Below are 12,097 nucleotides of genomic sequence, written 5' to 3' on the forward strand. Positions count from 1 at the left end.
ACGGCGCACACACGGACATCGCGACCACACCGCCGGCCCGGGTGATCCCGGCAGTAGGTGATCCCGGCAGTAGGTGAGCCCGGCAGCAGGTGATCGGCGGCCGTCGGTGAGGCCGGGCTCAGGAACCCAGCAACTCGAGCAGCGCCGCGTTGACCGCGTCCGGCTGTTCCTGATGCGCGAAGTGCCCGCTGGCGGGGATCTCCCTGACGTCGAGATGGTCCACCCACTCGCGGCTCTCACGCATCGCATGGTCGGTGATGTAGGGATCGTCGGCACCGCGCAGCGCCATCGTCGGGATGTGCAGTCTGCGGTGCATGAGACGCATGAACCGGATGCCGTCGGGGCGGAACTGCGACCGGAAGGCCCAGCGCTGGTATTCCAGACTCGAATGCGCCACGTAGGGAATCTGGATGGCCGAGCGGTTGAGACCGATGGTCTGCGCGTAGTCGTCGGTGCCGCGCCATGCGCTGCCCGCGCGCTGATCGAAATACCGAGCGATGAAGGCGCCGTCGCGGCGGGTCAGGCGCGCCTCGGCCGACCGGGGGAGCTGATTGCGCAGGAAGTTCGGGAGGAACGCGGTGCGTTGCGGTCCGCGCAGCAACACGTCGTGGCGCAGGGACCGGGGATGCGGTGAGGCGATCACCGCGATGCGGGACACCGCGCGGGGGTGCAAGGTGGCCGTCGCCCAGCAGACCAGACCGCCGTCGGCGTGCCCGACCAGGGTGGCGTCGGTGTGCCCGAGTGCGCGGACGAGGCCGTTGGTGTCACCGGCCAGCGTCCACCCGTCATAGCCGCGCGGCGGTTTGTCGGTGTCGCCGTATCCGCGCAGGTCGACCGCCACCGCCCGATGACCGGCCTCGGTCAACGCGGTCAGCTGATGACGCCAACTCCACCAGAACTCGCCAAAACCGTGCAGCAGCAACACCAGTGGCCGATCCGCGATCGGCTCGTCGACCTCGACGGCATGAAACCGCAGGCCGTTCGCGCGGACGTCGAGATGCCGCCAGACGCCGGGGAGCCGAACGCTCGACGGGTCGGGCGCGGCCATCGCTCAGCCCTCGCGGGCGGGCGGGATCCGTGGATGCTCGGCCGTGGCCGACACGGTCGCGGCGGCAGCGTCGTCGGGCACCGCGATCTTGGAACGATCCGCGGCCGGCGGGCCCGACTTGGGCAGCACCGACGGGATCTCCTTGACGGTCTCGATGGTCTTCTTCGGTCCGCGGATCTTCTTGAAGAAGAGGTAGCCGGCGATCGCGACCACGATGGTGATGACGACCAGCAGTCCGAACACGATGAGGAACGCCGCCCAGCGCGGCAGCCACTCGCTGAGGAGTTCGGCGAGGAAGAAGAAAAAGAAGAAACTCGCATACAGTGCGGTCACCCCGGCCACGGCGAGCGCGCCGGTGCCGGCCCCGGCCTTCTTGGCCTCCGCGACCAGCTCGGACTTGGCCAGCGCCACCTCGGAACGGACGAGCGTCGACACGCTCGCGGTCGCGTCCTTGACCAGGTTGCCGATGCTCGGCTCGCCCTTGGGCCCGAGGTCGGCGTCGGACAGGGGGATCGAGGGGACCGGACGTCCTCCTGGTGCAGACCGGCCGTTCTCGTTTCGGCTCACAGCATCCTCCGTATCTGGGGTATGGGGCATATGTTGCCATGTCGGCCGATCGAGGTGGTCAGTGCCGCCCGCGGGCGCGGCCTCGTCACCGACCGACGGGCAGGTGCCGACACGCGAGATGCGCCACCGGGTTGGGGCACCCGGTGGCGCATCTCGCGGGCCGTGCAGCGCTTCTCGCCGCAGGCGGTCTCCGGCCCGATCAGGCCTTCTTCGCGCGGATCGCCTCGAAGACCGAGGGGTCGACGAGGGTGGAGGTGTCGCCGAGTTCGCGTCCCTCGGCGACGTCCTTGAGCAGGCGGCGCATGATCTTGCCCGAGCGTGTCTTGGGGAGTTCGGGTACGACGTTGATCTCGCGGGGTTTGGCGATGGGGGAGATCTCGATCGACACCTGTTGGCGCAGTTCGGCGATCAGCTCGTCGCCGGTGTTCTCGATGCCCTCGCGCAGGATGACGAAGGCGACGATGCCCTGGCCGGTGGTCTCGTCGGCGGCGCCGATGACCGCGGCTTCGGCGACGCCGGAGTGCCCGACGAGGGCGGATTCGACCTCGGCGGTGGAGATCCGGTGGCCGGAGACGTTCATGACGTCGTCGACGCGACCGAGCACCCACAGGGCGTGGTCCTCGTCGTAGCGGGCGCCGTCGCCGGCGAAGTACCAGCCGTGTTCGGCGAAGCGGGACCAGTAGGTCTCGCGGTAGCGGTCGTCGTCGCCCCAGATCCCGCGCAGCATCGACGGCCACGGCTTGTCGAGGACGAGGTAGCCCTGTTCACCCGCGCCGACCGGTTTGGCGTCGTCGTCGACGATGTTCGCCGAGATACCGGGCAGGGGAGCCATCGCCGAGCCGGGTTTGGTGACGGTCACCCCGGGCAGCGGGCTGATCATGATCGCGCCGGTCTCGGTCTGCCACCAGGTGTCGACGATCGGCGCGGAGTTGCCGCCGATGACCTCGCGGTACCACTTCCACGCCTCGGGATTGATCGGTTCGCCGACGCTGCCGAGCAGTCGCACCGAGCTCAGGTCGTGGGCGTCGGGGATCTCCCGGCCCCACTTCATGAAGGTGCGGATCAGTGTCGGCGCGATGTAATAGATGGTGACGCCGTATTTTTCGATGATCTCGAAGTGGCGGTGCTCGTTGGGGGAGTTGGGGGTGCCCTCGTAGACGACCTCGGTGGCGCCGTTGGACAGCGGGCCGTACACCAGGTAGGAGTGGCCGGTCACCCAGCCGATGTCGGCGCCGCACCAGAAGACGTCGCGGCCTTCCTTGTGGTCGAAGACGTAGTGAAAGGTGTAGGACGCCTGGGTGAGGTAGCCGCCCGAGGAGTGCACGATGCCCTTGGGTTTGCCGGTCGTGCCCGAGGTGTAGAGCAGAAACAGCGGGTGTTCGGCGTCGAAGGCCTCCGGGGTGTGCTCGGGGGACTGCTCGGCGACGGTGTCCTCCCACCAGACGTCGCGGCCGTCGACCCACGGCAGGTTCTCGTCGTGGTTGGTGCGGCGCACCACGAGGACCTTCTCGACCGATTCCGCGGCGTCGTCGCCGGTGCCGAGGGCCTCGTCGACGGCGGTCTTCAGCGGTGCGGGCTTACCGCGACGGTACTGGCCGTCGGTGGTGATGACGAGTTTGGCCTGGGCGTCGTCGACGCGGGAACGCAGTGCGCCCGAGGAGAATCCGGCGAACACGACCGAGTGGGTCAGGCCCAGTCGCGCGCAGGCGAGCATGGAGATCAGTGCCTCAGGGACCATCGGCATGTAGATCGCGACGCGGTCTCCGGCGGTCAATCCGATCGCGGTGAAGTAGTTCGCGGCGCGGCTGACCTCGTCCTTGAGCTGGCTGTAGGTGATGTCGCGGTGATCACCGGGCTCGCCGACCCAGTGGATCGCGACGCGATCGCCCTTGCCCGCGGCGACATGGCGGTCGACGCAGTTGACCGAGACATTGAGCTTGCCGCCGACGAACCACTTGGCGAACGGGGCGTCCGACCAGTCGAGGACCTCCCCGAAATCGGTGTCCCATTCCAGCCGTCGCGCCTGCTCCGCCCAGAACTCCAGACGATCGGCCTCGGCCCGGTCGTACAGTTCGGCGGTGCCGTTGGCCTGCGCCGCGAACTCCTCCGACGGCGGGTAACCGGGAGTGGTGTCGGAAGCGGAAGTGGTCATCTGAGCTGGCCTTTCACTGGTCGGCAACAACATCGCGCGTGGCAGCCGCACGTGAGCCGGCTGCCACGAGATCCTCATTGTGAGGGTAGTCACGTTGGATGCCCGTTGCAGGTGGCGGGGCGACGAAAGGTGCGCGCTCGTCGTCGAGCGGTCGGTTCGTGGGGGTCGGTGTGGCCTGTCGTCGGCTCTGCGCGTTTTGCCGGAGTGCCTGTTTGCAGTGCGAAGAAAAATGGCCGTTCGCCGAGACGGCCCGATGACTCGTGGGTATGGTTACCTCCCGGTCAGGTTGTTGACAGCTTCCGGCCACGATCCCGTCAGGATCGGGTACGTCCACGTCCACGCGCGGTCCACGATGCTGCGCGTGCAATGCAGAAGTCCGGCCGGAGGTGTAGTACAGCGCCTTCCGGCGTCGAATATTGCCGGTTACCACCGGCGTGCCTCGGAGGGCGATAGCGAGTGAAACTGAGGAAGATCTGGGTGGCGTTGGGTGCGGCCGTGGTGGCCGCCGGCGTCTTATCCGCATGCGGGAGTTCGTCGGACGACTCCAACGGTTACATCCGGGTGTACGGCGGTGAGCCGGAAACCGGTCTGATCACCACCACGACCAACGAGAACATCGGCGGCCGCGTCGTCGACGCACTCTTCACCGGCCTGTATGCCTATGACGCACAAGGCAATCCGCGCCCGGCGATGGTCGACAAGCTGGAGACCGCCGACAACAAGAACTACACCATCACCATCAAGAAGGGGTGGAAGTTCGACGACGGTACCGAGGTGAAGGCGCACAACTTCGTCGACGCCTGGAACTTCGGTGCCTACACGCCCAACGCCCAGAAGCAGCAGAGCTTCTTCGAGCCCATCGAGGGCTATGACCAGGTCGCCGCGGAGAAGCCGACGGCCAAGACCATGTCCGGACTGAAGGTCGTCGACGACTACACCTTCACCGTGGCCCTCAAGCAGCCCAACATCGACTTCAAGCTCGGCCTCGGATTCACCCCGTTCAAGCCGCTGCCCGATGTCGCCTTCAAGGACATCAACGCCTTCGGTCAGAAGCCGATTGGCAACGGCCCCTACAAGTTCGTCGACTGGCAGCACAACCAGAAGATCGACGTCGAGGCCAAGGCGGACTATCCCGGTCCCGACAAGGCGAAAAACAAGGGCATCACCTTCGTCGCCTACCAGGATCCCGACGCCGCATACAGCGACCTGCAGTCGGGCAACCTCGACGCCCTCGAGATCATCCCCACCTCGGCGTTGCGTACCTACAAGAAGGATCTCGGCGAGTCGCAGGTCGTCAACAAGCCCGTCGCCTACAGCCTGACGATGACCATCCCGGAGACCCTGCCGCACTTCTCCGGTGAGGAGGGCCGCCTACGGCGACAGGCGATCTCGATGTCCATCAACCGTCCGCAGATCTCCGAGAACATCTTCGCCGGTACCCGGGCCCCGGCCCATGACTTCACCTCGTCGTCGCTGCCGGGATACGACGCCAACATCCCCGGCTCCGACGTGCTCGACTACAACGCCGCCAAGGCCAAGCAGTTGTGGGCGCAGGCCAACGCCATCGCCCCGTGGTCGGGGAGCTTCGTGATCGCCTCCAATTACGATGGCGGCCACAAGGAGTGGATCGACGCGGCCTCCAACGACATCAAGAACACGCTGGGTATCGACGCCCACGGTGAGTCGGTGCCGACCTTCAAGCAGCTGCGCTCGGAGATCAACGCACGGACCATCAAGACCGCCTTCCGTACCGGCTGGCAGGGTGACTATCCGTCGATGCTGGAGTTCCTGTACCCGATCTATGTGACCGGGGCCGGTGCCAACGACGGCGACTACTCCAACCCGCAGTTCGACGCGGCGATCAACAACGCGCTCGCGCAGCCGACCAACGAGGCGGCCTACAAGGCGGCCAACGGCGCTCAGCAGATCCTGCTGCAGGACCTGCCGGCGATCCCGCTGTTCGACTACGTCTCCACAATGGGTCTGGCCCAGGGGGTCAAGGGAACCATCACCTGGAACAACCTCCCCGACTACCCGAACCTGACCAAGGGCTGAGGCATCCCACCCGTTCGGCGGGTACCGGTCGTCACCGCACGGTGATGACCGGTACCCCGTCGGGTGGGTCGATGCTGCGCACGAGAGACGAATTGACATGCTCTGGTACACAATCCGACGAGTTCTCCAGCTGATCCCGGTCTTCTTCGGGGCCACGCTGCTGCTCTACTTCATGGTGTTCAGCCTGCCGGGCGATCCGACCGCGGCGATGGGTGGCGGCAAACCGCTGACCCCCGCGGTCCGCGAACAGATCCGGGAGCAATATCACCTCAACGACGGCTTCTTCCAACAATATTGGCACTATCTGAGCGGTATCTTCACCGGCAACCTCGGCCTGTCCTTCTCCGGACGACCCGTTGCCGACGTGATGGCCCAGGCCTTTCCGGTCACCATCCGGCTCGCGATCTTCGCGCTGATCATCGAGGCCGTGTTCGGCATCCTGTTCGGCGTGATCGCCGGCCTGCGCCGCGGCGGATGGTTCGATGCCACGGTGCTGTTCGCGAGCCTGGTGGTCATCGCGGTCCCGATCTTCGTGATCGGCTTCATCGCCCAGTTCCTCTTCGGGGTGAAGTGGGGGATCGCACCGGTGACCGTCGGGGCCAACGACGACCTCGCACACCTGTGGCTACCGGCCTTCGTGCTGGCGTCGGCGTCGTTCGCCTACGTCTTACGATTGACCCGTAATTCGGTGGCGGAGAACTCTTCTGCCGACTTCGTGCGGACCGCGACGGCCAAGGGTGCCTCCCGTCCGCGGGTGGTGATCGTGCACATCCTGCGTAACTCGCTGATCCCGGTGATCACCTTCCTCGGCGTCGATCTCGGCGCCCTGATGGCCGGTGCGGTGGTCACCGAGGGCATCTTCAACATCAACGGGATCGGTCAGACCATCTTCCGCAGTGTGAGTCTCGGTGAGGCACCCACGGTGGTGTCGATCGTCACCGTGCTCGTACTCATCTACCTCGTGGCGAACCTGGTCGTCGACCTACTCTACGCCGTGATCGATCCGAGGATCCGCTATGCCTGACAGTTTCTTCCCACCCGAATCCGAGGCCGAGGTCCTGCGCTCGGACGCCGAAACCCTCGGCGAGAGCGACCCTTCGGGGCGTCCGTTGCCGGGCCAACACCGCTTCGTCGCCCCTGACGACGAGGTCGAGGTCCTCGATGCCGACCCGGTCCGCGACACCGGCGCCTCCGCCGGTTTCTGGAAGGGCGCCTGGCTGCAGCTGCGGACCAGTCCGACCTTCATCGTCGCCTCCATCATGATCATCCTGGTGATCCTGATCTGCCTGTTCCCGTCGCTGTTCGCCCATCAGGACCCGCGCTACTGCCAGGGCGGCAACAGCCTGTTGCCGCCGAGTTCGTCGCATTGGTTCGGCACCGACCTGCAGGGCTGTGACATATACGCACGCACCATCTTCGGGGCCCGCGACTCGGTGATCGTCGGCGTGTGCACCACGTTGCTGGTCTTCGTCGTCGGTGGTCTGATCGGGGTCCTCGCCGGCTATCTCGGCGGGTGGCTCGACGTACTGCTGTCGCGGGTCACCGACGTCTTCTTCGCGCTGCCGCTGATCCTGGCGGCGATCGTGATCATGCAGATGTTCACCCACCGGACGGTGTGGACGGTGGTGGCGATCCTCGCCGTCTTCGGCTGGCCGCAGATCGCGCGCATCGCCCGCGGCGCGACCATATCGATCAAGAACAACGAATTCATCACCGCGGCAACATCACTGGGAGCCTCTCGGCGGCGCATCGTGTTCTCGCACGTGGTGCCGAATGCACTCGGCCCGGTGATCGTCACCTGTACGGTGTCCCTCGGTGTGTTCATCGTGACCGAGGCGACGTTGTCCTACCTCGGCATCGGGCTGCCCTCCACGGCGGTCTCCTGGGGTATCGACATCGCCGCCGGTCAGAGTCTGCTGCGGTCGGGCAATCCGATCCTGCTGTATCCCGCAGGCGCACTTGCCCTCACGGTTCTGAGCTTCATGCTCATGGGTGATGCCCTGCGCGATTCGCTCGACCCGAAATCGAGGACACGATGACCGAACAACCCACCACCGCCGAGACCGGCGCCACCGCAGGCGCCGTCGCCCCGCTGTTGGAGATCCGGGACCTCGAGGTGTCCTTCGGGAGCGCGAAGAACCCGACGCGCGCGGTGTCGGGGGTGAATCTGCGTGTCTATCCCGGCCAAACCGTCGCCGTGGTCGGCGAATCCGGCTCGGGCAAGACCACCACCGCCAACGCGGTGCTCGACCTGTTGCCCGGAACGGGCCGGATCACCGGCGGCACCATCATGTTCGACGGCATGGATCTCACGACCGCGTCGAAGAAGCAGATCGACCACTTGCGCGGCACCGGAATCGGTCTGGTCCCACAGGACCCGATGTCGAACCTGAACCCGTTGTGGAAGGTGGGATTCCAGGTTCGCGAGGCGATCGAGGTCAACAAGGTCGCCAAGGGTGCCGCCGCCAAGAAGCGTGCCGCTGAGGTCCTCGAAGAGGCGGGCATGTCCGACGCCGCATCCCGGATGAATCAGTATCCCCACGAGTTCTCCGGGGGTATGCGCCAGCGCGCGCTCATCGCGATCGGTCTGGCATGCCGCCCGAAACTCCTGGTCGCCGACGAGCCCACCTCGGCCCTCGATGTGACGGTGCAACGACAGATCCTCGATCACCTCGACGGGCTCACCGACGAACTCGGCACCGCGGTCCTGCTCATCACGCACGACCTCGGATTGGCCGCCGAGCGCGCCGATCACATCGTCGTCATGTACCGCGGCAAGGTCGTCGAATCGGGTCCGGCCACCGAGATCCTGCAGCATCCGCAGCACGCCTACACCCGGCGGCTCGTGCAGGCCGCACCCTCGTTGGCCGCCCGGCGCAGGATGCGGGCGACGACGACACCGCGCCCCGGCGGGCCGGATGCGGAGGCCGAAGTCGTCGAGAGCAGCGCGCCGACAACCGATTCCGATGCCCTCATCGTCGCCGACAAACTGGTCAAGGACTTCCCGGTGCGCGGCAAGGTGCCGTGGCAATCGACCCCGTTCCGCGCGGTCGACGACGTCGGATTCTCGGTGCCGCGCGGCACCACCACCGCGATCGTCGGAGAGTCCGGATCGGGTAAGTCGACAGTGGCGCAGATGGTGCTCGGCCTGCTGGCGCCGACGTCGGGTCGTGTCGAGTTCGACGGCACCGACGTCTCGACGGTCCGCGGCCGGTCGGCACTGGCGTTACGGCGTCGTATCCAACCGGTGTTCCAGAATCCGTACGGCTCCATCGACCCGATGTTCTCGATCTACCGGGTGATCGAGGAGCCGTTGCGGGTGCACAAGATCGGCGACAAGGCCTCGCGGGAGAAGAGGGTGCGTGAATTGCTCGACCGGGTCGCACTCCCGGCGTCGGCGATGCATCGCTACCCCAACGAACTCTCCGGTGGGCAGCGCCAGCGCGTGGCGATCGCGCGGGCGTTGGCTCTCGAGCCGGAGGTCGTGGTGTGTGACGAGGCGGTCTCGGCGCTCGACGTGCTGGTCCAGGATCAGATCCTGACCCTGCTCGATCATCTGCAGAACGAGATGGGGCTGACCTACCTGTTCATCACCCACGACCTCGCGGTGGTCCGCCAGATCGCCGACGACGTGCTGGTGATGGAGAAGGGACGCGTCGTCGAACACAGTTCGGCCGACGCGATCTTCGCCGCGCCGCGCGAGGAATACACGCGCAAGTTGCTCGAGGCGATCCCCGGCCGGTCGATCCCCCTCGGGGGCAGCGTGGCCTGACGGTCGCCATCACCGACGGTCAGCTGCGCGACAGCCCGGGCGGGTCGGTCCGGCGGTGCGGATTATGGTGTTCGGATGACCTCCGACCCGCTCGCACCGCTCGCCGACCTGCCCGGGGTGGCCGCCGCGGCCGACGCCGCGCGCGACGCCCTGGGCGCGGTACACCGGCATCCGGCGAACCTGCGTGGCTGGGACAAGACGGCCACCGAGGCGTCCTGGCGAGCCGGACGGTCGTCGGCGGCCATCGACGGCGGCAGCGTCGAGCTGCGTCGCGACGGCGACTTCGACGATCCGCTCCTCGCCGGTGCCATGCGCGTGGCCCAGGCCCTCGACGGCGACTCGCTGGAAAGCCTCACCTCGGTATTCCGGCGTGCTCCCGCACAGGCCTTCGCTCGCCTGCACATGCTCGCCGCCGCCGATCTCATCGACGATCCCGACGAGCTCGGCCGCCCGCGCGCCGATGCCGACGTCGCGACCCGCCTGGATCTGCTGAGCCAGCTGATCACCGGCGGCACCAGGGTGGGTGCGCCGGTCCTCGCCGCCGTCGTCCACGGGGAACTGCTGAGCCTGAACGCCTTTCGATCCGCCAACGGGATCGTCGCCCGTGCTGCGTCTCGGCTGGTGTGCACGTCGTCGGGTCTCGATCCGCACAATCTCGGCGTCCCCGAGGTGACATGGCTGCGGCGGGTCGCCGACTATCGCGTCCTGGCGCAGGCCTTCGGCACCGGCCGCGCCGAAGCGCTGGGGGAGTGGATCGTCTTCTGTTGCCAGGCGCTCACCGCCGGTGCGGCAGAAGCGAAGTCGATCGCCGACGCCGCACGGGCCGGCTGACCGGGCAGACAAACACCGGGCCCACACGACACTGGGCCCACACAACACTGCGGGCGGCGATCCGGTTCGAAAACCGGGTCGCCGCCCGCATAGCACGAACGAAAGCTACCAAGCGTGCTTGGTGGGTTGTGGTTACCGCCTCGGCGATTGACCACGGACATCTGTCCGATACCGTTCCGGCGCTGCCAATCTCGTCCCATCACGACGCCATCAATGATGTCGTCGGCGCTGTCCGAGGGTCGGGGCGCTGCCGTCGAGGGTAGCCGTTCACATGGCCGCGATGTCGCAGGCGCACAACACTTGTGCCTTATGCGGCGCGCTCCGCGTGGGTACTTGCCGCTCGTGCTGGGAAGTGCTCGGAATGGGGGCCCGCTCCTTCTCTTCCGGGGCGAACTTTGCCTTCCGAGATTCCGTATGACCTTTGTACACCGTGATCGCAATCACATCAAGACTCAAGCGTGTCAACGTTCGGTGGCGTTCACATCACCGACGACTGGTGCACTGGTGCAACGGTTTACGGCGCTTCAGAGGTGCAGGCCGACGCTCGCCGTGGCGGTGCGTCGAGGCCTGGTGAGACGGATTCCGACGCCACATCCCACCGCGGCGCCGATCCCCAGGGCCACCGCCGCGGCCAGCGCCGGCGCGGTGGCGAACGAGGGGTCCGGCTCGCGGTCGAAGTCGAGGATCGGCCAGCCGTTGTCCTCGGCGTGCCGGCGTAAGTGCTTGTCGGGGTTCACCACCGTGGGCCGCCCGACGACCTCGAGCATCGGCAGATCGGTCACCGAATCCGAGTACGCATAACAGAGGTCGAGATCGTAACCGTGCTCCTGCGCGATCTGCAGGATGGCCGCGGCCTTCTGCTCGCCGTAGCAGTAGAAATCGAGGTCGCCGGTGTAGTGGCCGTCGGTGATGTGCATCCGGCTCGCACGCACGTGATCGACGCCCAACATCACGCCGATCGGCTCGACCATCTCCTGCCCCGACGCCGAGACCAACGCGACGGCGTGTCCCTTCTGCCGGTGTGCGTCGATGAGGTCGACCGCACCGCTGTAGACGAGCGGCCGGACGACATCGTCGAGGGTTTCCGCGACGATCCGGTTAACCTCCGAGACATCCCATCCCTGACACATCGTGGTGATGTGCCGGCGCAGTCGCTCGACGTGGTCGGCGTCGGCGGCCGAGCGGGCGAAGCTCAACTGTGTCACGGCCGAACGAAGCAACGTTCGGGTGTCGAGCAGGCCCTCGGTGAAGAACTGCCGGCTGAAGGCGAGAACCGAGGATTTCGCGATGACGGTCTTGTCGAGGTCGAAGAATGCGGCGACCGGCGGCGTCTCCTGGACACCCGGGCGATCATCGCTCATTTCGGGCATCGTACTGTAGTTCTGCGATGTTGTAAGTCGACTTGGGCTATCTCGCACGATGCAAGCCGCAGCCGGTGGCCATCGCCGCTGTGAGTCATTCGTACAGGACAACAAACCTGCAGGCAGTGAGACGAATGGGCGATGTTGTGTCGGGTTTCGCGAGTTGTTTGCGAGTGTCGTGCGAACGTGTATAGTCGTGGGTACCCGGTCTTCGGACCGGTGCCCTTCAGCCCGACCCCCCGGGGCTGAAGCGCGACGACCCCGGCCTCCTCCCCCCCTGGCCGGGGTTGTCCTCTATCTGGAGCAAGTCA

General features: G+C 66.5%; 9 protein-coding genes. 5 read left to right on the forward strand and 4 right to left on the reverse strand.

Annotation, left to right across the window (positions count from 1 at the left end):
• Window positions 1-118: 118 nt before the first annotated feature.
• The 3 genes from GOPIP_RS23510 to acs all read right to left on the reverse strand — a co-directional run bounded on the left by GOPIP_RS23510 (window position 119) and on the right by acs (window position 3,767).
• Window positions 119-1,048: an alpha/beta fold hydrolase gene (locus tag GOPIP_RS23510; protein ID WP_006372333.1), complete on the reverse strand. Its 930-nt coding sequence runs from the start codon at window positions 1,046-1,048 to the stop codon at window positions 119-121.
• A 3-nt stretch (window positions 1,049-1,051) separates the two neighbouring features.
• Window positions 1,052-1,615 carry a phage holin family protein gene (locus tag GOPIP_RS23515; protein ID WP_006372334.1) on the reverse strand — a complete coding sequence of 188 codons (564 nt, stop codon included), beginning with the start codon at window positions 1,613-1,615 and terminating at the stop codon, window positions 1,052-1,054.
• A 199-nt stretch (window positions 1,616-1,814) separates the two neighbouring features.
• Window positions 1,815-3,767 carry an acetate--CoA ligase gene (gene acs, locus GOPIP_RS23520; RefSeq protein WP_006372335.1) on the reverse strand — a complete coding sequence of 651 codons (1,953 nt, stop codon included), beginning with the start codon at window positions 3,765-3,767 and terminating at the stop codon, window positions 1,815-1,817.
• A 456-nt stretch (window positions 3,768-4,223) separates the two neighbouring features.
• Between acs and GOPIP_RS23525 the strand changes: the two genes are divergently transcribed.
• The 5 genes from GOPIP_RS23525 to GOPIP_RS23545 all read left to right on the forward strand — a co-directional run bounded on the left by GOPIP_RS23525 (window position 4,224) and on the right by GOPIP_RS23545 (window position 10,425).
• Window positions 4,224-5,822: a peptide ABC transporter substrate-binding protein gene (locus GOPIP_RS23525; RefSeq protein WP_035728784.1), complete on the forward strand. Its 1,599-nt coding sequence runs from the start codon at window positions 4,224-4,226 to the stop codon at window positions 5,820-5,822.
• A 97-nt stretch (window positions 5,823-5,919) separates the two neighbouring features.
• Complete coding sequence (locus GOPIP_RS23530; protein WP_006372337.1) at window positions 5,920-6,846, forward strand: ABC transporter permease; 927 nt, start codon at window positions 5,920-5,922, stop codon at window positions 6,844-6,846.
• Complete coding sequence (locus GOPIP_RS23535; RefSeq protein WP_006372338.1) at window positions 6,839-7,861, forward strand: ABC transporter permease; 1,023 nt, start codon at window positions 6,839-6,841, stop codon at window positions 7,859-7,861. The genes GOPIP_RS23530 and GOPIP_RS23535 overlap by 8 nt, the downstream gene beginning before the upstream one ends.
• A complete protein-coding gene (locus GOPIP_RS23540) occupies window positions 7,858-9,594 on the forward strand; it encodes a dipeptide ABC transporter ATP-binding protein (RefSeq protein ID WP_006372339.1) in 1,737 nt (578 codons plus the stop codon). The genes GOPIP_RS23535 and GOPIP_RS23540 overlap by 4 nt, the downstream gene beginning before the upstream one ends.
• Before the next feature lie 75 nt (window positions 9,595-9,669).
• Window positions 9,670-10,425, forward strand: a complete 756-nt coding sequence (locus GOPIP_RS23545; protein ID WP_006372340.1) for a Fic family protein — start codon at window positions 9,670-9,672, stop codon at window positions 10,423-10,425.
• Between the two features lie 524 nt (window positions 10,426-10,949).
• On the opposite strand, the gene GOPIP_RS23550 is transcribed toward GOPIP_RS23545, so the two are convergent.
• Complete coding sequence (locus tag GOPIP_RS23550; protein WP_006372341.1) at window positions 10,950-11,786, reverse strand: HAD family hydrolase; 837 nt, start codon at window positions 11,784-11,786, stop codon at window positions 10,950-10,952.
• Window positions 11,787-12,097: the final 311 nt, after the last annotated feature.

The sequence above is a fragment of the Gordonia polyisoprenivorans NBRC 16320 = JCM 10675 genome (assembly GCF_000241325.1).
Taxonomy (GTDB): Bacteria; Actinomycetota; Actinomycetes; order Mycobacteriales; family Mycobacteriaceae; genus Gordonia; species Gordonia polyisoprenivorans.

What these genes read in the sequence shown, in the direction of transcription:
- GOPIP_RS23510 (WP_006372333.1), bottom strand. Translation starts at nt 1,048, where the DNA reads ATGGCCGCGCCCGACCCGTCGAGCGTTCGGCTCCCCGGCGTCTGGCGG.
- acs (WP_006372335.1), bottom strand. Translation starts at nt 3,767, where the DNA reads ATGACCACTTCCGCTTCCGACACCACTCCCGGTTACCCGCCGTCGGAG.
- GOPIP_RS23530 (WP_006372337.1), top strand. Translation starts at nt 5,920, where the DNA reads ATGCTCTGGTACACAATCCGACGAGTTCTCCAGCTGATCCCGGTCTTC.
- GOPIP_RS23535 (WP_006372338.1), top strand. Translation starts at nt 6,839, where the DNA reads ATGCCTGACAGTTTCTTCCCACCCGAATCCGAGGCCGAGGTCCTGCGC.
- GOPIP_RS23540 (WP_006372339.1), top strand. Translation starts at nt 7,858, where the DNA reads ATGACCGAACAACCCACCACCGCCGAGACCGGCGCCACCGCAGGCGCC.
- GOPIP_RS23545 (WP_006372340.1), top strand. Translation starts at nt 9,670, where the DNA reads ATGACCTCCGACCCGCTCGCACCGCTCGCCGACCTGCCCGGGGTGGCC.
- GOPIP_RS23550 (WP_006372341.1), bottom strand. Translation starts at nt 11,786, where the DNA reads ATGAGCGATGATCGCCCGGGTGTCCAGGAGACGCCGCCGGTCGCCGCA.